The organism is Streptomyces sp. NPDC007901 (assembly GCF_042959465.1).
In the GTDB taxonomy this organism is placed as follows: Bacteria; Actinomycetota; Actinomycetes; order Streptomycetales; family Streptomycetaceae; genus Streptomyces.
This window is the reverse complement of record NZ_JBIBKW010000012.1, coordinates 285,792-306,155: the sequence shown is the minus strand read 5'-3', so window position 1 is coordinate 306,155 and position 20,364 is coordinate 285,792. Positions and strand designations below refer to the sequence as shown.

At 69.2% G+C, this 20,364-nt stretch carries 14 protein-coding genes and 1 pseudogene; 12 read left to right on the top strand and 3 right to left on the bottom strand.

The window, feature by feature from the left end; genetic code table 11:
• Nucleotides 1–8: 8 nt before the first annotated feature.
• Nucleotides 9–1,166, bottom strand: coding sequence for a serine hydrolase (locus ACFZDK_RS34590; protein ID WP_390978007.1), 1,158 nt, complete (start codon nucleotides 1,164–1,166; stop codon nucleotides 9–11).
• Here ACFZDK_RS34590 and ACFZDK_RS34585 point away from each other — a divergent pair.
• The gene (locus tag ACFZDK_RS34585; RefSeq protein WP_390978005.1) at nucleotides 1,165–2,109 is read left to right on the top strand and encodes a TetR family transcriptional regulator; all 945 of its coding nucleotides are present in this window, start codon (nucleotides 1,165–1,167) and stop codon (nucleotides 2,107–2,109) included. The genes ACFZDK_RS34590 and ACFZDK_RS34585 overlap by 2 nt on opposite strands.
• Nucleotides 2,110–2,198: 89 nt before the next feature.
• Here ACFZDK_RS34585 and ACFZDK_RS34580 read toward each other — a convergent pair.
• Both ACFZDK_RS34580 and ACFZDK_RS34575 read right to left on the bottom strand, forming a co-directional pair.
• Nucleotides 2,199–3,201 (bottom strand): annotated as a pseudogene (locus tag ACFZDK_RS34580) (IS5 family transposase).
• A 99-nt stretch (nucleotides 3,202–3,300) separates the two neighbouring features.
• Nucleotides 3,301–3,999: an SDR family NAD(P)-dependent oxidoreductase gene (locus ACFZDK_RS34575; protein ID WP_390978003.1), complete on the bottom strand. Its 699-nt coding sequence runs from the start codon at nucleotides 3,997–3,999 to the stop codon at nucleotides 3,301–3,303.
• Between the two features lie 105 nt (nucleotides 4,000–4,104).
• Between ACFZDK_RS34575 and ACFZDK_RS34570 the strand changes: the two genes are divergently transcribed.
• From ACFZDK_RS34570 to ACFZDK_RS34520, 11 genes are all read left to right on the top strand, one after another.
• The gene (locus ACFZDK_RS34570; protein ID WP_390978001.1) at nucleotides 4,105–4,980 is read left to right on the top strand and encodes a helix-turn-helix domain-containing protein; all 876 of its coding nucleotides are present in this window, start codon (nucleotides 4,105–4,107) and stop codon (nucleotides 4,978–4,980) included.
• A gap of 607 nt (nucleotides 4,981–5,587) precedes the next feature.
• A complete protein-coding gene (locus tag ACFZDK_RS34565; RefSeq protein ID WP_390977999.1) occupies nucleotides 5,588–6,529 on the top strand; it encodes an ABC transporter permease subunit in 942 nt (313 codons plus the stop codon).
• On the top strand, nucleotides 6,526–8,583 hold the full coding sequence (locus tag ACFZDK_RS34560) for an oligopeptide/dipeptide ABC transporter ATP-binding protein (RefSeq protein ID WP_390977997.1): 2,058 nt from the start codon (nucleotides 6,526–6,528) through the stop codon (nucleotides 8,581–8,583). Before ACFZDK_RS34565 ends, ACFZDK_RS34560 begins: the two co-directional genes overlap by 4 nt.
• The gene (locus tag ACFZDK_RS34555; RefSeq protein WP_390977995.1) at nucleotides 8,580–9,431 is read left to right on the top strand and encodes an ATP-binding cassette domain-containing protein; all 852 of its coding nucleotides are present in this window, start codon (nucleotides 8,580–8,582) and stop codon (nucleotides 9,429–9,431) included. Before ACFZDK_RS34560 ends, ACFZDK_RS34555 begins: the two co-directional genes overlap by 4 nt.
• A gap of 77 nt (nucleotides 9,432–9,508) precedes the next feature.
• Nucleotides 9,509–11,065, top strand: coding sequence for an ABC transporter substrate-binding protein (locus ACFZDK_RS34550; protein ID WP_390977993.1), 1,557 nt, complete (start codon nucleotides 9,509–9,511; stop codon nucleotides 11,063–11,065).
• A gap of 198 nt (nucleotides 11,066–11,263) precedes the next feature.
• Nucleotides 11,264–13,789: a family 78 glycoside hydrolase catalytic domain gene (locus ACFZDK_RS34545; protein ID WP_390977991.1), complete on the top strand. Its 2,526-nt coding sequence runs from the start codon at nucleotides 11,264–11,266 to the stop codon at nucleotides 13,787–13,789.
• The gene (locus ACFZDK_RS34540; RefSeq protein WP_390977989.1) at nucleotides 13,786–14,595 is read left to right on the top strand and encodes a TIM barrel protein; all 810 of its coding nucleotides are present in this window, start codon (nucleotides 13,786–13,788) and stop codon (nucleotides 14,593–14,595) included. The genes ACFZDK_RS34545 and ACFZDK_RS34540 overlap by 4 nt, the downstream gene beginning before the upstream one ends.
• A complete protein-coding gene (locus ACFZDK_RS34535) occupies nucleotides 14,592–15,695 on the top strand; it encodes a Gfo/Idh/MocA family oxidoreductase (protein WP_390977987.1) in 1,104 nt (367 codons plus the stop codon). Before ACFZDK_RS34540 ends, ACFZDK_RS34535 begins: the two co-directional genes overlap by 4 nt.
• A 251-nt stretch (nucleotides 15,696–15,946) precedes the next feature.
• Nucleotides 15,947–17,098, top strand: a complete 1,152-nt coding sequence (locus tag ACFZDK_RS34530; protein WP_390977985.1) for a serine hydrolase — start codon at nucleotides 15,947–15,949, stop codon at nucleotides 17,096–17,098.
• A gap of 378 nt (nucleotides 17,099–17,476) precedes the next feature.
• Nucleotides 17,477–18,499 carry a PHB depolymerase family esterase gene (locus ACFZDK_RS34525; protein WP_390977983.1) on the top strand — a complete coding sequence of 341 codons (1,023 nt, stop codon included), beginning with the start codon at nucleotides 17,477–17,479 and terminating at the stop codon, nucleotides 18,497–18,499.
• 207 nt (nucleotides 18,500–18,706) lie between these two features.
• Nucleotides 18,707–20,353: a tannase/feruloyl esterase family alpha/beta hydrolase gene (locus ACFZDK_RS34520; protein ID WP_390977981.1), complete on the top strand. Its 1,647-nt coding sequence runs from the start codon at nucleotides 18,707–18,709 to the stop codon at nucleotides 20,351–20,353.
• The last annotated feature ends 11 nt before the right edge of the window (nucleotides 20,354–20,364 follow it).

Sequence of the window (20,364 nt, the reverse complement as noted above, 5' to 3'; positions counted from 1 at the left end):
GGGTGGGCTCATGCGGCGCAGGCCAGCGCCGCCGCGTTCAGGTCGCGGGAGCGCCGTACGACGCGGACGTCCTTCCGGTCGCACCCGTTGGTCAGGTAGACGAAGGACAGGCCGCTGTCCGGATCGGCCCAACTGATCTGGCCCGCAGCCCCGTTGTGCCCGAACGTCCGCGGTGTGGCGCCTCCACCGCCGACGCGGTGGAGGCGCGTCGGGTCGTCGCCCTGCAGCTCAAGGCCGCGGGTGCGGTTCGCGATGATGTTGAACGGTGTGGCGGTGAACGTGTTCCGTACGTTGGTCGTGACGTCGTGCCGGATCGCTGGGTCCCATACGTGCTTGGGGTCGTGCAGCAGGTGCTGGTAGAACAGCGCGAAGCTCGCCGCGTCGCTCACTCCCCCGGCTCCAGGGAAACCGAACGCGACCAGGTCGGGCCGCTGCCACGTGATCAGGGCGGTGTCCGGGCGCACACTCGCGTTCCCCGCGGCCGCCGTGATCGCCTCGGTGATTTCGAGCGGCAGCGAGTCGACGCCAAGGAGGTCCTTCACTTCCTCCTCCGTGCTGGGCTCACCGGCGCCGAGGATGCGCTGGAGGTCGCCCTGCCGGTCCTCGGGAACGCCGAGTTCGAGCCGGTCGAGGCCCAAAGGATCGAGGATCCGCTCCCGCAACGCCGTGCGGTGGTCGGTGCCGGTCACGCGCTCCACCAGCTCCGCCATCACGTAATGCGCACTGAACCCGTGATAGCCATAGGCGGTGCCCGGTTCGAAGGAAGGCTTCCACTGTTCCATCTGCCGCACCCGGGCCGCCCGGTCGAAGATCGAGTCGCAGTCGAGCTCCGCCTCCGGGAATCCCGCGGTGAACAGCAGGAGGTGTTCGAGTGTCACCCGGTCCTTGCCGTGCGCCCCGAACTCGGGCCACAGGTCCACGACCGGTGCGAGGGGATCCAGCTTGCCCTCGCCCATCAACTGCCACACGAGCGAGCTGAACACCGGCTTGGTCGTCGACCAGATCGAGAACCGCGCGTCCGGCGGCGCGTCGCCGAGCGTCTCGTGCACGAGCACCTCGCCGTGCCTGGCCAGCGCGTACTGGCACGCCGGCAACAGCCCCTCGTCCACGTCCCGTCGCGCCCGCGCCTTCAATTCGGCAACGCGCTGTACGGACAGTCCTGACATGTCGGCTCCTCGCGCTTGGTGGTCGCTGACCGGCTGGGGGTGCAGGCCTCGGTCCTTGACCGCTCCACGGTGGTGTTTCGGCCACGGGGCAGTCCTCGACCGGTTCTCAGGGCGACTGCTGCTCGGCGCTCTCCGCGTCCCGCTCGTCCCCAGCGCAGGGCACCCTCGAATTGAATCTCAAGTGCAACTTGAATTTCATAGTGTCGGCTGCCCGGGTGCACGTCAACAGCGGGGCGAGAGTTGCCCGTTCCCATCGATGCTCCGCCGGTCACGTCGTCGTGCAGCGAACGGGCCTGCATGCGGAGTCGGATACGGTGCTGGCATGCCAGAGCCCCGTCGGCGCGGCCCGTATGCACGGACGCGCGAACGCCGCGCAACTATCGCCCAGGCCACATTGGCGCTGGTGGTCGAGCACGGCCACCGCAGTGTGACCACGCTCGGGGTAGCGAAGCGAGCCGGCATTAGTGAAGCGGGGCTCCTCTACCACTTCCCCTCCAAGGAAGCACTCCTCGTCGCAGCTCTGGCCTTGTTCGACGAGCAGGAGATGAGCCTGCTGGGGCCGGGCGAGTCCGTCGCGGCCGCCCCCGCGCTCGCCGTGGACGGCGTGCACCGCACCAACATCGTCCACCTCTACGCGTCCCTGCTCGGCGAGGCCAGCAACCCCGAACACCCTGCGCACGACTACTTCAAGGAACGCTGGCGCCTCTCGCGCGCACGGCTGGCCCAGGACATCTCGCTGCTCCAGGAGGCCGGAGAGGTCGGCCTCGCGGTCGATCCAGAACAGGCCGCAGCCTTGATCATCGCGGCCTGGGACGGACTGCAGAACCATTGGCTGGTCGATCCGTCGTTCGACATCGGCGCCCAGCTCGGAGCCCTCATCGACGCCGTTCTGCTGCGCTCCCCCAGCGGGCACCGGGGCAGCACGCGCAGGGTCACGTCGTAGGCGGTCGGGACTCGGCAGCCGCCGGTTCACCCACCGGCAGTTCAACATCGGTAGCCGGTGCGCCCGCTAGGGCACGTATTGAGTCGTGATCAATGGTTGGTCCGGGTGAGGTCTCTTATCCAGATCATCGAGGCGCGCAGGTGGAGGCCGGCGAGGTAGCTGTCTGGGGTCTTGTCGTACCGGGTGGCGATGCCTCGCCAGGCCTTGAGCTTGTTGATCAGGCGCTCGACCGTGTTCCTCTCCTTGTAGAGATCGGCATCGCGACTGACGGGCCGACCGCCCCGGGAGCCCTTCTTCTTCCGGTTGGCGGCCTGGTCCCTCTTCTCGGGGATGACGGCCTTGATGCCGCGTCTGCGCAGGTGGGCCCGGTTGCAGCGGGACGAGTAGGCTTTGTCCCCGGCAACGGCGTCCGGCCGGGTGAGAGGGCGGCCGACGGGGCCGCGGACCCGTATCTTTCCCAGCACGGGGATGAACTGTGGGCTGTCCGCGGCCTGGCCCGCGGTCAGGACGAACGCCAGCGGGCGGCACTTGCGGTCGGCGGCGAGGTGAACCTTGCTGGTCTGCCCGCCCCGGGAGCGTCCGAGGAGGGCGACCTTCAGGCGCAGGGCGCGCCGACGCCGGATGCGTCGCCGCTCCTCCCGTTCGGGACTGGGCTCGGCGTCCTGCCCGTTTTGTTCTTGGAGGCTGCCCCTTTTGACCTGGCCTTCCCTTCCTCGGCGGCGGCCTTCTCCAGTGCGGAGAGGACGTCTTCGTCCAGGTGGATCCCGGCAGCGTCGTGGTGAGCGCGCGCGGTGGTGGAGTCGATACTGACCAGGGACAGGTCCACCTCCCCCGCTTCGCGGTTTCCGCGATCAGACCCTCCAGCAGGGCCTCGAAGACGCCGGCGTCACGCCACTGCCGGAAGCGGTTGTGGACGGTCGACCAGGCGCCGAACTCCTGGGGCATCTCCCTCCACTGCCCGCCGGTCTTGAACCGCCAGATCACGCCCTCGAACTGCTGCCGCAGCCGCTCGGGGTACGGGCCGTACGTGCCGATTGGCAGGTACGGCCCGATGAACTCCCAATCCTGGTCCGTCAGTTGCACTCGCGTCACGCAAGAACATCTACCGGTCCGGGTCCCGCCGCGAGGGCGACTCCCGCAGATTGAGAAGCACCGGCGGAAGGTTCCTCTCGCCGGTGACGGAAGCCGGTTTCAGGACCAGGCGATCTCGCCGTGGCGGGAGAGGAAGCGTCCGGTGCCGGCGCCGGGCCCCTCGGTGGCGAGGGCGACGATCGCGTCCGTGCCCTCGGTGACGGTCTGGGGGCCGTTGTGACCGTTGAGGTCGGTCGCGGTGTAGCCGGGGTCGGCGGCGTTGACGCGGATGTCCTTGAGGCCCTTGGCGTACTGCGTGGTCAGCATCGTCAGGGCCGCCTTCGAGGAGGTGTACAGCGGCGCGACAACGTGCGACTCGGGCCGGGCGGGGTCGTGGGTGAGGGCGAGGGAGCCCATGCCGCTGCTGACGTTGACGATCACAGGGTCGTCCGAGCGGCGCAGCAGCGGCAAGAACGCGGTGGTGGTGCGGACGACGCCGATGACGTTGACGTCGAGGACGGTGCGGGCGTCGGCGGCGGTGAGGTCGCTGGGATCGCCGAGGGGGCCGTGCACACCGGCGTTGTTGATCAGGACGTCGATCCTGCCCTCGTGTTCGGCGACGTTCGCCACGGCGGCGGCCACGGACGCGTCGTCGGAAACGTCGATGGGGACGTAGCGTGCGCCGAGCGCGGCGGCGGCCTCCTCGCCCTGCTCGCGGTGGCGAGCTCCGACGAGCACGGTGTGCCCACTCTCGATCAGGCGGCGGGCTGTCTCACGGCCGAGACCCTTGTTGGCTCCGGTGATGAAGGTGATCGTCATGCGTTCGATACTGGCCCCGACGACGGAGGCGGGCCAGGGACGCTTCGACGGTAGGAAGACCAGTACCACCCTCGCGCCCGCACACACGATCGGGGATGCCGGAGGATGGAGATCATGTCGACGACACCCGGAACCGGACTGGGCGCGATGATCCGCACGTGGCGGGACCGGCTGCCCCCATCGGCCGCCGGGCTGCCGGCGGCCCGCGGGCGCCGGGCGGCCGGACTGCGGCGCGAAGAACTGGCTGACCTGGCCGGGGTATCGGTCGACTACGTCGTGCGCCTGGAACAGGGGCGGGCCACGACACCCTCCGCGTCGGTGGTGGCGTCCCTGGCGCGCGCCCTGCAACTGTCCACCGCCGAGCGGGACCACCTGTACCGGCTGGCCCAGCTCGTACCGCCCGTGGACGGCGCGATCTCTGACCATCTCCCGCCCGGCGTGCAGCGGGTGCTCACCCGCCTCGGGGACGTGGCGGTTGCCGTGTTCGCGGCGGACTGGCAACTGGTGTGGTGGAACCGTGGATGGGCCGCCCTGCTGGGCGACCCCTCCGCCTCGCCGCCGCGCCTGCGCAACTTCGCCCGCGACAGGTTCCCGGTGAACGCCGGCCCCGCCCACCTCGCGCTGTGGCCGGTGACCGAGGCGGACCGCGACGCCACCGACGCCGCCATCGTCTCCGACCTGCGCCGCGCCACCGGCCGCTTCCCCCAGGACAACCGCTTGGCCGCGCTGATCCGCGATCTGAACGCGGGCAACAGCAGGTTCGCCGAGCTGTGGGCGAGCGGAGAGGTGGCCGCACACCGCGAGGATCACAAGACGATCGACCACCCGTCAGTGGGCCCGGTCACGGTGGACTGCGACATCCTGGCCGACGGCGACTCCGAGCTCAAGATCGTCATCATGACCGCCGTGCCCGGCAGCGAGGACGAGACCAAGCTCCGGCTCACCGCCATCGCCGGCCCACCGGCCACCACCCACAACTGATCCGACCTACGCAGCGATCGACCGGCTTCATGTGCGCGGCGAGTGCCACACCACGATGCCGACCTCTCGGGAGAGGAACACGGTCGAGCGCCTGATCAACAAGCTCAAGGCATGGCGAGGCATCGCCACCCGGTACGACAAGTCCCCCGGACAGCTACCTTGCCGGTCTCCACCCGCGCGCCTCGATGATCTGGATCAATGACCTCACCCGGACCACTCATTGATCACGACTCGATACGCGCCCTAGTTCAGATTCCGCCGCCGCCACCGGTGAGGCCGGCGTTTCAGATGCGGCATCCGCCGGCGGTTCGCCCGGGCGGCCATACCCGCTGCCCACCCGACCGCTCGCCGCGCCTGAATTTCAGCGTGCGCTCGATATTGACGGCGTGCTGAACCCAGCCCTACCTTGAGCCCGAACTTCAAGTGTCACTGGAAATTCAGCGGTCCGAAACCGGTCTGGAACATCGACCGCCGTCGGCATCCGATCCGACCCACCTCCGGAGAGCGCCGTGCGCAAATTGCCTACCGCCGTGCCGTCACTCATCGCCTCCCCGTCGGGCGCCGCTCGTTCCGCGCCCGCAGGGAACCTGTCCATGCAGGACCTGCCGTGCTGAAACTCCTCGGGCACCGCCTGCTGTGGTCATTGCCCGTCGTCTTCGTGGCCACAGCCCTGTCGTTCGTACTCACCAGTGTGGTCCCCGGCGACGCCGCGCAGATGATGCTCGGTCCGCAAGCCACGCGGGCCCAGATTGTCGCCCTCCGTGAGAGCCTCGGCCTGGACAAGCCGATGTTCGAGCAGTACGGGAGCTGGCTGGCGCACGCGGTGCACGGTGATCTCGGAACCTCGATCATCTCCGGTGAGGGCATCACCACCCAGCTCAACGAGCACCTCGAGGTCACGTTCTCGCTGCTGATCCTCGGCACGCTGGCGAGTGCCGTCCTCGGTCTGGCGCTGGGCATCACCTCGGCGGTGCGCGGCGGTGTCACCCGCAGCATCGTCGACGTCCTGTCGCTGGGCGGCATGGCCATCCCCAACTTCTGGCTGGCGGTGGTCCTCACCTCGTTCTTCTCGGTCACACTCCGGCTCCTTCCGGTCGCCGGCTACGTCAGCTTCGCGGATTCACCGGGGCAGTGGGCGCGGTCCCTGGTACTGCCGGTGACCTCTCTGGCGATCGGGGGGGCCACGATCATCGCCAAGCAGACCCGCGACTCTCTCGGGCAGGTCCTGGGCCAGGACTTCATCAAGACGCTCCGGGCGAACGGCCTCGCGCACCGGTCGATTCTCTTCCGGCACGCGCTCCGCAACGCGGGTGTGCCGATCATGAGCGTCATCGGCGTCGTGTTCGTCGGGCTGATCGGCGGCACGATCTTCGTCGAGCAGGTCTTCGCGATGCCCGGCCTCGGTTCCATCGTCCAACAGGCAACGGCATCCCGGGACTTGCCTGTGCTTCAGGGAGCGGTTGTGTACTTCACGTTGCTCGTCGTCGCGGCGAACCTCCTTGTCGATCTCTGTTACGGCGCGATCGACCCCCGGGTGCGTGTCCGGTGACCGGCATCGAGCAGACGGCGGTGGACCCCACGCCCGGCGACATAGGCCTGAGGGACGATCCGGCAGAGCAGCCGTCGGTGACCCAGCGGCAGCCGCGGCGCGGGTCGGCACTACGGGCGTTGGTGCGCAGGCCGCTGGCGGCCCTCTCACTCCTGTGGCTGGTGGCGGTCGGCGTGATGAGCGTAGGGGCGGACGCGCTCGCTCCGTACCAGCCCACGAACACCGACCTGACCCACGTCCTGACCGGGCCCAGCCGGCAACACTGGCTGGGTACCGACCAGTTGGGCCGAGACATCCTCAGCCGCGTCCTGTTCGGTGGTCAAGGGGTGCTGCTGGGAATCGTGGAGGTGACGCTCGTCTTCGTCGTCACCGGCACCGCCATGGGCGTGCTGGCCGGCTACTTCGGCCGCTGGGTGGACTGGGCGGTGCTGCGTTGGATCGAACTCGCGGCGGCGCTCCCGGCCATTCTGATCCTCCTGCTCGTCCTCGCCGTGTTCCCCGGAAACCAGCACGTCGCGATGGTCGCTCTCGGCGTGCTCGGTGGGTCGGGACTCGCCCGGGTCATCCGCGGGGAGACGCAACGTGTCCGTACGGAGCGGTACGTCGCGGCGGCCCGAGTGTCCGGCCTCGGCGACGGTCAGATCCTGCTGCGGCACGTCGTGCCACGCCTCGCGACGACGATCCTCGTGCAGGCGTCGCTGGTGGCCGCGGGCGCGGTCGGTGTGCAGGCGGGTCTGTCCTTCCTCGGGCTCGGCGTGCAGGAACCGGAGCCGTCCTGGGGCGGTCTGATCACTGAGGCGAGCCAGGTTCTCGACCGATCCAGCTGGATGCTGGTGCCGTCGGGCGGCGTCATCGGTCTGACCATGCTCTCCCTCGCACTGCTCGGCGACGCCGTGCGCGATGTGATGGTGCAACGGTGGAGCGCCGCACCGGCACGGCACGGTGGCGCGCGCAGCGGTGAGCCGCCCCTGCGCGAGGAAGGCGAGGACGAGTCGACCGAACCCGGTGGCGCGACAGGCCAGTCGGCGCCGAGCACCCTGCTGGCGGTGCGCGGGCTCACGGTCGCCTTCAGTACAAGTGGCACGCGCACCACGGTCGTTCAAAGTGCCGGCTTCCACGTCGACAAGGGCGAAATCCTCGGCATCGTCGGCGAGTCGGGCTGCGGCAAGTCCGTCACGGTCGCCGCCGTACTCGGCCTGCTGCCCGCTGGCGCCGAAGTCCGTGCCCGGTCCTGCCGGTTCGACGGAGCCGAACTCCTGTCGCTGTCCGACCGTGACCGTCACGCACTGCGCGGAACCCGCATCGGCTACGTGTCCCAGGAACCCATGACGGCGCTCGACCCCACGTGCCGCGTCGGCGATCTGCTCGCCGAGGCCGTGCGCCGGCACCACCGTGTGGACCGGCGCGCCGCGCGGGCGCGGGCCGTCGAACTCCTCGACCTGGTCAACGTCCCGGATCCGGGTGCCGTTTCACGCCGGTACCCGCACCAGATCTCCGGGGGCATGGCCCAGCGGGTCGCCATCGCGCTCGCCCTGGCCGGTGACCCCGACCTGCTGGTCGCGGACGAACCGACGACCGCGCTCGACGCCCGCGTCCAGGCCGAGATCCTCGCACTGCTGCGACGCCTGCAGGCGGAGCGCGGACTCGCCATCGTCCTGATCACCCACGACTGGGGCGTCGCGGCGCAGTTGTGCGCGCGTGCGGTCGTCATGTACGCCGGGCAGGTCGTCGAGCAGGGACCGGTCGGCACCCTCTACCACTCGCCGGCGCACCCGTACACGGCCGGCCTCCTCGCGGCCAACCCGCACCGCGCACTCGACCGCACCTCGGCCGACGGCGGCGCCACCACCTTGACGAGGTTGCCGACGATCCCGGGCACTGTGCCGCCCCCGGCCGCCTGGCCCGTCAGCTGTCACTTCCGGGACCGCTGCCCGCTCGCCGCCACCGACTGCGCGCAGCGCCCGATCCCCCTGGCCGCGCTCGCCGCCGAGCACCACAGCCGCTGCATTCACATCGACCGCGTGCGGGAACTCGACATGGAGGATGCCTCGTGAGCCGGACCGACACGGCGGCGCCCACTCAGCCTCTGCTGAGCGCACGCGGAATCGTCCTCGACTATCCACAGGGGTGGCGCCGCAAGCCCGCCCGCGTTCTCCACGGAGTCGACATCGACATCGCCGAGGGCGAAACCCTCGGCCTGGTCGGTGAATCGGGCTCGGGCAAGAGCTCGCTGGCCAACATCGTCCTGGGCTTCCGGCCCCCGACCGAAGGGCACATCCGGTTCCGGGGGCGCGACATCACCGGAGCCGGCCGGCGCGAGCGCCGGGCCCTCAGTTCGGAGATCCAGGCGGTCTTCCAGGATCCCTACAGCTCGCTCAACCCCACGCGGCGGGTGGGCACGTCCATCGCCGAGCCGCTCCTGCTGAAGTCGTCCTCGCTGTCGCGGCGGGACATCGCCGCGCGCGTGCGGGACATCCTCGTCCGGGTCGGCCTGCCGCCCGACGCCGCGGACCGCTATCCGGCGCACTTCTCGGGCGGACAACGGCAACGCATCGCCATCGCCCGCGCCCTGATCATCAATCCGTCGCTCGTCATCTGCGACGAGCCGGTCAGCGCGCTCGACCTCTCCGTGCAGGCCCAGATCCTCAATCTCCTCGCCGAACTGCAGGAGTCGATGGGCCTCAGTTATCTCTTCATCGCGCACGACCTCGCGGTGGTGCGCTTCCTGTCCCACCGCATGGCGGTGATGCACCAGGGCCGCATCGTCGAGACCGGCCCGGCGGAGCGCGTCTACAGCGCGCCCACCGACCCGTACACCCGGCAGCTGCTCGCCGCGGTGCCCGACCCGGATCCCGAGCGAGCACCCTCCCAGCGGCTCACCGTCGCACAGGACTCCCGATAGCACCCCCGCCGTACGCGAACCGGGCCGCCGGCACCGACACCCGCTCCGGGCGCGCGGCACTCCATGGAGGAAGTTCCATGAACAGAGGATTCACCCGCACCACGACATTGCTGGCCGGCGTCGTGTGCGCCGCACTGACCGCGACGGCCTGCAGCGGCACGGCCGACTCGTCCACGGGCAAGTCCGGAGGCACGCTCAACGTCGTCTCGCTCATGCCGCCCAGCACCTTCAACCCGGCGCGCGCGGGCATCACCGTAGGGGAGAACTGGTACACCCCGCTGGCGTACGACTCACTCATCCACCGTGGCCCGAACAGCAAGTACGAGCCCGGCCTTGCCACTTCGTGGAAGTACGTGGGCAAGGGCAACCGTGAGTTCCAGCTCACCCTGCGCCCAGGTGTGAAGTTCGCGGACGGCACTCCGGTCACGACGGCCGCGGTGGTCAATTCGCTGAAGTACACCTTCGCCGATCCGAACAGCCCGCAGGCGCCGTCGCTCGGGAAAGTGACCGTCGAGGCGACCGGCGAGCGCACCGTCACCCTCAAGCTCGCCCGGCCCAACCCGGAAATGCCGTACAACCTGTCGTCGACCACACATCTCAGCTCGGTCATCAGCGCGAAGGGGCTCGCCAACAAGAAGGCACTGGGACACGAGACGTTCGGCGCAGGGCCGTACGTGCTCGACGAGAAGGCAACCGTCTCCGGCGACCACTACACCTACACGCCCAACCGGAACTACTACAACAAGTCCGCGATCCACTACGACAAGATCGTCATAAAGGTCGTCAGCTCGACCAACGCGGCGCTCTCCCTGCTGAAGACCGGCGCCGCCGACGTGGCGCAGGGCGACGTCAACACGCTTGACAGCGCCAAGAGCGCAAATCTCAAGACGTACTCCACCCTGGTCGCGGAGACCGGAATCCAACTGACCGGCCGTGCGAAGGGTGCCGGGGCGAAGCCCATGCGCAGCAAGCTCGTCCGGCAGGCGCTGAACTACGCCGTCGACCGCAAGGCCATCGCCGAGGGCCTGTTGCACGGCACCGGCAAACCGGTCAACCAGATCGGGACACCGGGCACGCCGGACTACCTCAAGTCGGAAGCCGACCGCTACGCCTACGACCCCGACAGGGCGAAGTCCCTGCTGGCGAAGGCGGGTTACCCGAACGGCTTCAGCGCCACCATGCTCAGCCTGACCGTGAACCCACCGGCCGGCGACGTCGCACAAGCCGTGATCTCGGACTGGGCCAAGATCGGTGTGAAGGTTCGCGTGGTCAACGCCAGCGACGGCGCCAAGTACTCACGGGAGTATCTGAGCGGGGAGCATCCCATGGTGTCCTACGGGTACGGCTACATCCCGCTCTTCCTTTACGCGAAGCAGTTCTACCTTCCGACCCCTGGCCTGATGTACGGCGGGGACGACCCGAAGGTGGCGTCACTGGTCAAGCAGGGCGATACGGCGACGGGTGCCGAGCAGCGCTCGCTCTACGACCAGGCCACGCGGCGGGCCATCGACCAGGCCTGGCTCGTGCCGGTGACCAGCTTCTCGGTCTTCTACTACACGTCACCCAAGGTGAAGGGTGTGAAGGTCGACCTGCAGCGTCCGCTCCTCGACCTCACCGAAATCTCCCCCGCCTGACAGCGGCAATTCCGACACCAGTCGCGCTCGGCGTCGACTCGGCGGTACACCATCCCGCCGGGTGACATCGGCCTGGCACGACGGGGCTCGGGCCGGTGGCCCGAGATCTCTGCCACGTGACCGTACGCGTGTCCGACCGGCCCACGACACCGTTCGAGCCGCACGCGGCCAACTGTCTCCGAACGAGAAATGGACACCATGCTCTCAGCACAGTTCGAAGCCGCCGGCGCGGTGTTCGTCGGCTCGCCCGAACGACGCGTGGGCGAGCCAGGCGATCCGGCGGTGTACTTCCGGACCGAGTTCGAAGCCTGCCCGGACCTCCTGAGCGCAACCCTCCACATCACCGCCCTCGGCGCCGTCGAGACCTATCTGAATGGATCCGAGGTCGGCGACGAGGTCCTGGCCCCAGGCTGGACGTCCTACCGGCACCGGCTCCTCGTCCGCAGCCACGACCTCACCGCCACGGTGCGCACCGGCACGAACGCGTTCGGCGCCATCGTCGGCGACGGCTGGGCCGTCGGCCGCCTCGGCTTCGAGGAGATCACGCGTCCCCGGATCTACGCCGACCGTCCCGCCCTGCTCTCCCTGATCGAACTGCGCTACCCGGACCGGACGGAGTACGTCGCCTCTGGCGAGAGGTTCCGGTGCGGGCAGGGCTCCGTACGCGCCAACTCTCTCTACGACGGGGTCACCATCGACGCAACGCTCGAACCAGCGGGGTGGACCGAGCCCGGATTCGACGACCGCACCTGGCACGATTCCGAACCGGTCGACTGGGACATGGCCACCCTGGCCGAGGCCACCGCGGAGCCGATCCGACGCGTCGAGGAGCTGCCGCCGCTGAAGATCTGGAAGTCCCCGGCCGGAACCACGGTCGTGGACTTCGGGCAGAACCTTCCCGGTTGGGTCCGGCTTCGCCTGGACGGGCCCCGCGGAACCACTGTGTCCGTCCGGCACGCCGAGGTGCTCGTCGACGGCGTGCCGGACTACACGACACTGCGCACGGCCGAGGCGACCGACCGGTACGTGCTCGCCGGCGACGGACCAGAGGACTTCGAGCCGCGGTTCACCTATCACGGCTTCCGATACGCCGAGATCGACGGACCCCCCGGCGACCTGCAGCCGGAAGACGTGCGAGCCGTCGTCGTCCACAGCGACATGACCCGTACGGGATGGTTCGAGACATCGAACGACCTGCTGAACCGGCTGCACGAGAACGTCATCTGGTCGATGCGCGGCAACTTCGTCGGCATCCCCACCGACTGTCCGCAGCGCGACGAGCGACTCGGCTGGACGGGAGACATCAACGCCTTCGCCCCGACGGCGACCTACCTGTACGACGTGCGTGGGGTGCTGATGTCGTGGCTCGGCGACCTCGCACTTGAGCAGAAGGACCTCGGGTTCGTCCCGTACGTCGTACCCGATGTGCAGCCCGGCCACGACACACCGACGGCCCTGTGGAGCGACGTAGCGGTGCGGCTGCCCTGGCAGCTGTACTGGGAGTACGGCGACGAGGAGATTCTGCGCCGCTGCTACGACTCGATGGCGACTTTCACACGCAGCGTGGTGCCGCTGCTCGATCCCACGGGCTTGTGGAATACCGGTTTTCAGTTCGGGGACTGGCTCGACCCCTCCACCCCGATGGACCGCCCCGGCCAGTCCAAGGCCGACCGGTATCTCGTCGCGACGGCCTTCTTCCACCAGACCGCACGTGAAATGGTGCGCGCCGCGGACGTGTTGGACCGTGCGGACGACCTCGCGTACTTCACGGAGGCCGCGGATCGAGTCCGAGCGGGGTTCCGGGCCGAGTACGTGAGCTCCAGCGGCCGTATAACCGGCGAGTGTGCGACGTCATACGCCCTGGCCATCCGGTTCGGCCTGCTCGACGAGGGCCAACTGCCCCACGCCGGCGCGCGCCTGGCCGACATCGTGCGGCGCGACGGCTACCGCATCTCCACGGGCTTCGCGGGCACACCGCACGTGGCGCACGCCCTGACGGCGACCGGGCACCCGGACGACGCCTATCGCCTGCTGCTGCAGACACGGGCGCCCTCGTTCCTCGATCCGGTCGTCCGCGGAGCCACCACCATCTGGGAGCGGTGGGACGCCATCCTGGCCGACGGCACGGTGAACCCGTCCGGAATGACGTCCCTCAACCACTACGCGCTCGGCTCCGTCGCGAACTGGATGCACACCGTCATCGGAGGCGTACGGGCGACAAGCCCGGGCTACCGGACGATGCGGATCGCGCCATGGCCCGGCGGCGGCCTGACCCATGCCCGGACCGCGCACGACACCGTCCACGGGCGAGTGAGCGTCGAGTGGGAACACGAGGACGACGCCATGACCGTCCGTGTCACGATCCCGTGCGGCACCACCGCGGTGGTGGCGCTGCCCGAGCATCCGGACCGGGCGGAGCACGCCGTGGGTGCCGGCCGGCACGCATGGACGTACACGCACACTACGACACCCGACCTGCTCACTCTCGACAGCCCGGTGGAGCGCCTCGCTGCGCACGACGCGGTCCTCGCGTCAGTGTCCGGCATCCTGCGGGATCACCTGCCTCCCCACCTGGACGTGGAGCAACTGCTCCGCCGGTCCATGACCCTGCCGTTGTCCGTGCTCCTGAACGAGCTCCCAGGAGTGACCGACCACATGCGCCGCGAACTGACGGCGGCCATCGAGTGCAACAACACCTCTTCCGAAAGGCCTCTGCTTCCATGACGTATTCCGTGCAGCTCTACTCGGTCCGCAACGCGCTGGAAGCGGACTTCGACGGGACGATCCGACAACTCGCCGAGATCGGCTACCGCCGGGTCGAACCCTGCGCCTTCGAGGCTCGTACCGAGGAACTCGCCGCAGCGTTCGCGGAGCACGACATCACGGCTCCCACGGGCCACACCCTCCTGATCCCCATCGGCGCCCCTGCGGACATCGCCGCCGACATCCCCGCCGAAACTCCCCCCGACCAGGAAAGGATCTTCGCCGCCGCTCAGCGACTCGGCATCGGCACCGTGGTCCACCCCCTCGTCCCGGTCCAGCGCTGGCAGGACATCGAGGCGATCCGCGACACCGCGGCCCACCTGAACGCCGCGGCGAAGAAGGGGTCGGAGTACGGAGTTCGCGTGGGGTACCACAACCACGACTGGGAGATCTCCTCGAAGATCAAGGGCACCACCGCTCTGGAGGTTCTGGCGGACCTGCTCGACCCCGAACTCGTCCTTGAGGTCGACACCTACTGGGCCGCCGTAGGCGGCGAGGACCCTGCCAAGCTCCTGGAGCGCCTGGGCGAGCGCGTGATCGCCATCCACATCAAGGACGGCCCGGCCACGAAGGACACGGCCGCTCAACTCCCCGCGGGACAAGGCGAGATCGACGTGTGGGGCATCATCGAAGCGGCGAAGCACCTCGAGGTGGGCATCGTCGAGTTCGACGACTACGCCGGTGACATCTTCGAAGGCGCCGCCTCCTCGCTGCGCTACCTCGAGGCCGGCCCCGGAGCCGACCGCACCAAGGGCGATGCCCGATGAGCCGCGGGCCGGTCGGGGTCGCCGTAATCGGCGCCGGCGTGATCAGCAAGGAGTACCTGAACAATCTCACGACGTTCCCGGACCTGAGGGTCCACGCCGTCACCGACCTTCTCCCTGAAGTCGCGAAGGTCCGCGCGCGGGAGTACGGCATCGCCGAGTACGGCACTCCTGAACTCGCCCTGGACCACCCGGACGTGGAGATCATCGTCAACCTCACTACACCGGCGGCTCACGTCGAGATCGCGACCGCGGCGGTGCGGGCGGGCAAGCACGTGTGGAGCGAGAAGCCCTTCTCGCTCGACCGGGAGAGCGGGCTCGGCCTGCTGAAGGAGGCGGACGACACCAGCCTGCGGCTCGGGTGCGCGCCGGACACGTTCCTCGGGGCCGGCCTGCAGACAGCCCGGCGGATCATCGAGCGCGGGGACATAGGGGTGCCGCTCACAGCCCAGACCATCCTCCAGTACCCGGGGCCGGAGTCGTGGCACCCCAATCCGGCCTTTCTGTTCCAGCGTGGCGCGGGGCCGCTGTTCGACATGGGCCCGTACTACCTCACCGCACTGGTGCAGACCTTCGGCAGCGTCCGCCGGGTCTCGGCGCTCGGTTCCATGGCCAAGGCCACCCGCACCATCGGCTCGGGCCCGCGAGCGGGCGAGGAGTTCGAGGTCGAGGTGCCCACGCACGTGAGCGCCCTGATCCAGTTCGCGTCCGGTGGCTCCGCGAACAGCATCTTCAGCTTCGAATCCCCGCACATCCGGGCGGGGTTCGTCGAGATCACCGGCACCGAGGCGACGCTCTCACTGCCCGACCCGAACACCTTCGACGGCGAGCTGAAGATCTGGGCCACCGGCGCCAGCGAGTGGACGACGGTCGAGACCACAGGCCCGGCGGACGGTCGCGGCATGGGCGTCCTCGACATGGCACGCTCCCTGCGACGCGGTGTACCGCACCGCGCGACCGGGCAGTTGGCCCACCACGTCCTGGACACGATGGTGTCCGTCGCCGAGTCGATCGACACGGGCTCGTTCATCGACGTCGCCAGCTCGGTACAGGCCTCCGGTCCGCTTCCGGAGGACTGGTCGCCGGGTGAGGCAACTTTGTAGCCTCCGTCTGATCTTGCGCGAGGAACCCTGGGCGTTCACGCCGGGGCTGCATGCCGGGTAGCGGCAGCGGTCGGCGCCGCTGCCGCTCACCTCCCCTGACCTACCTGACGCGGAGCATGGCGACGGCCCCGATCGGCGCCGCCGGCATTCACCACCGCCGCTGATGAGCGAGGCCCAGGCGATCTGCACTCGCTGACCTGAGCTGATGCCTCACTTCGTGCCCCATCTGACCCACGAGGAGACAACCGACGATGAGCTCGACGAGCCGGCCCTTGGCCGCGATGCGTGAGTGTATCCAGGCCGCGGTCGACGAAGGCATCTGGCCTGCGGCGCAGTTCGCCGTGGCCCGGCACAACGAGACGGTGGTGTTCGAGTCGTTCGGGGACGCCCGGGAGTCCGACCGGTTCTGCCTGTTCTCAGCCACCAAGCCGATCGTGGCCTCCCTGGTGTGGCAGTTGATCGGAGAGGACCTGATCGGCCTGGAGACCCGGGTGGCCGAGGTATGGCCCGAATTCGGCGCGCACGGCAAGGACGTCGTCACCATCGAGCAAGTACTGCTGCACACTTGCGGGTTCCCCAACGCCGCCATCGAGCGGGAGACCGTTGTCACACGCGAGGGGCGATCCGCGCGCATGACGGACTGGCGATTGGAGTGGCCGCCCGGCACCCGCTACGAGTACCACCCCCTCGCGGCGCACTGGGTGCTGGCGGAAGTGGTCCAACGGGTGACCGGACAGGACTACCGGGAGGCGCTGCGCGCCCACGTGCTCGACCCGCTGGGGTTGGAGCGTCTCGAACTGGGCGTGCCCAACGAGCGGCAGGGCGACCTCAAGCCGGTCACCGCAACCGGCAAGCATCGGATCGAAATGCTCGAAACGCTGTCCGGACGCCGCGTCGACGAAGCGGTCCTGGAAGCGAACGAGTCGGTGGTGCTGGCGCTCGCGAACGACCCGGAACTCATCGCGGTGGGTGCGCCTGGCGGCGGAGCCTTCTCGGACGCGGCGAGCGTGGCGCTGTTCTACCAAGAGCTCATCTGGAACTCGACGGAGCTGTGGCGGCCGGACGTGTTGGCGGACGCCACGGGCCACATCCGTAATACCTTCCCTGACCCGGACCGGGTGGGTGCGAGCGCCAACCGAAGCATCGGCCTGGTCATCGCCGGGCCGGACGACGGCGCGGTGCTGCGGGTGCCGTCGCGCGATGCCGCGATACCGATGCGGCCGTTCGGCGGCTGCACCTCCCCGCGGGGCTTCGGGCACGGCGGGGCCGGCGGGCAGTCCGCTTGGGCGGACCCGAAGACCGGCCTTTCGTTCTGCCTGCTCACCAGCGGGCTCAACCGTGACGTTCTGGCCGATTACGAACGGCACATCGTGATCGAGTCGTTGGTGTCGCAGTGGGCGTGACGCTTCCGAGGGCCGCGCGCTCGCGATCCTGCGCCCCACCGGGCCGGGCGAGATCTGCCTGCCGCCTCGGCGCGGGACTGCGCTCCCGTGTTGGTCAGGGCCGAGGTGCAGGAGGGACGTTGAGGGACATTCTTGCGCTCTCCATCGCTGATCACCAGTTTGCCCCGGCAGAACAACTGCCTTACGTATCAGTGGCCTTCGGTGACCCGCCGCGCATCGACTGCGTCCCGGGTTCCGCGTTGGGAGGACCCCGTGATCCCCTCGTTCATAAAGCACGGTCGCAAGCCCCTCGGCCGCGGAGAGTCCGCACGCCCTGGGACTTCGCGGAGATCCATCGGCCGGACAGCCGACCGGATTTGGCTCCGCACCGTGCTCGCCGTGACCGTCGCGGCGAGCTGCCTGACACTCGTCGCCGCCCCACCCGCCCTCGCAGCCGAACATGAGGACACCGCGGGCGGCGAGGGACGCGTCGACCAGCGGACCTACGAGGCGTCGACGGGCGTCAACGACTACCTGGTCTATGTACCCAAGGGCTGGAAGCCGGCCGACAGGCTCCCCCTGTACGTGATGGTGCACGGCTGCGGCACCACGGCCGAACAGCAGATGCACGCCAACCTGCTCAACCCGCTCGCGGACCGCGAGCGCTTCCTTGTCGCCTACCCCGACAACGGCGGACAGTGCTGGCACGCGGTCAGCAACGACAGGGCGAGCACCACCCGAGGCGGAGGCGGCGACGCGGACGACGTCGCCGGTATCACCCGGCAGACCAGCTCCGCCTACAACGTCGACACCGACCGCGTCTACCTCATGGGCATGTCCTCGGGCGCCTTCCAGTCGAGCGCGACAGCCGCCGCCTACCCCGAGCTGTACGCGGCGGCCGGCGTGTCGGCGGGAGGCGGCTACGGCATGGACTTCCTTTCCTGCATGGTCCTGCCCGACGCCACCGCCCCGCTCTACGCACCACAGGCCGTCGAGCAGATGGGGCCGCGGGCGCACGTGATGCCCTTCTTCTCGATCGGCGGGACCAGTGACCCGCTCGGCGAACAACCCGTGCTCGGCGGGTGCGCCCGACACGCCTACCTCGAGTGGCTCGCCGTCAACAATCTACTGAAGCCGGGGACGGACGGCGCCACCTTCCAGGACGACCCGGCATCGACCCGAACCGGCCAGGTCCCCGACGGCTACGCGTGGACCAGCAAGGTGGCACGGGGCCGGGACGGCTGTCAGATCGCCGAGCGGTGGATCGTGGACGGCATGTCGCACTACTGGCCCGGCGGTACCACGGACCCGGAGTACGCGGGCACCTTCAACGACCCGAAGGCGCCCAGCGCTTCGGAGGCCTCCTGGCGCTTCTTCGAGCAGTTCACGCGCAGCGGCGGGAACACCGCCTGCCGCAAGTGACCCTGCGGCGCCTCAGCGCGCTCGGGCAGCTCGCGCAGCGTCGACAGAAGTGCAGTTCCCGCATGCGCAACTGTGCACTGTCGGCGCGTTCCAAGCGCGGGGCCCGCTCCCTAGCGTTGCGGCCGCCGCAATTCCGCCGTTCGGAGGCGTGCCGGATGACCTCAGGCACTGGGTCCGGCCACGTCCTTCTGATTCCGAGGAGAAGTTATGAGATCCGCCTTTGTGCGTGCACTGACAGCACCCGTCATCGCGGTACTCACGATGGTCTCGCTCCCGGCGACGTCAGGGGCCGCGCCGGGGCCACCCGCCAGGTGCGAAGGGCTCGCCGAACTGGCCATCCCCGCAGACGCCCTGGGCCTCCCGACATCGGGAGGACGAGTCACCGAGACGAAGACCGTCCCGGCCTCCGGAACGGGTTCCGGAGCCGTCGGGGAGTACTGCCAGGTCGACGCGGAACTGTTCCCCGTCGACCCCGAAGCCCCGAACATCGAGATGCGCATCGCGCCCCCGGCCGAGTGGAACGGCAAGGCGATGATGTTCGGTGGCGGAGGCTACGACGGCGCCATTCCTTCGCTCACCGACAACGTCCCCTTCGGCGATGCCGCCGAGGGTGTTCCCCTCGCCCGCGGATTCGCCGTCTTCGCCGGCGACTCGGGCCACCAGCTCGCCCTGAACGACTGGAATCACGCGGGCGCCTTCGCGATGAACGACGAGGCACTGCGCAACTTCGCCGCGGACGCGCTCAAGAAGACACGCGACGCCGCGATGTTCCTCATCGCCGAACGCTACGGCACCCAGCCCCGCCGCTCCTACTTCGCGGGCGCATCCAGCGGCGGCCGCGAGGCCCTGGCCGTGGCGCAGCGCTGGCCCCGTGACTTCGACGGAGTGATCTCCGCCGCTCCGGCCTGGAACGCCGCTGCGCTCGACCTGTGGTTCGGCCACATGACGCAGATACTGCAGCGTCCCGGCGCCTTCCCGAGCCGCGAGAAACAGCAGTTGATCTACGACCGGGTCATGCAGAGCTGCGACGGCGACGACGGGGTACGCGACGGCGTCATCTCCGACGAGGCCGGATGCCACTTCGACCCGCGGGTCCTGCGTTGCCCCGGCGGCGAGGACCGCGGCCCCACCTGCCTGTCCGACCCGCAGATCAAGGCGGTCCAGGACCTGTCCTCACCCGTCGAGTGGGGCTACAAGCTGGCCAGCGGTGAACGCGGTTATCCCGGCACTCCCTTCTTGTCGGGCGCGGATCTGAGCACACCGGGGCTCGGGATCGGCAGCAGGCTTCCGGCCCATCCCCTGAATTTCACAGCCGCCTTCGCCGCCCTGTTCTGGGACCAGTGGGCGAAGTACTTCATCACACGCGATCCCGACTTCGACGGCCTGACCCTGGACCCGCAGAAGCCCGGGAAGTGGAAGGAGCGCATCAGCGAACTGACCGCACTGCAGGACATCAACAACCCCGACCTCACCGAGTTCGTCAAGGCCGGTGGAAAGCTTCTGCTCGTACAGGGGATGGCGGATCCGGCCGTCAGTTATCGCTCAACTGCCCAGTACTACCAGCGGGTCCGCGCGACGATGGGGCCACGCGCCACGTCGAAGTTCCTGCGGATGTACACCATCCCTGGCATGGGCCACGGGGGCCCCGCCGCGTTCACAGCCAGCTGGGACTCGCTGACGGCCGTACAGCGGTGGACCGAGACGGGAATCGCACCGCGCGAGCCGGTCGTCTCCGACCTCAACCCGGCCGCCTCCGGGCGCACCCGGCCACTGTGCGATTATCCGGAATGGCCCCGGTACAACGGTCATGGCGACCCCGACCGGGCCGAGAACTTCACCTGCGTGCGCTCGTGAGCGACTCTCCC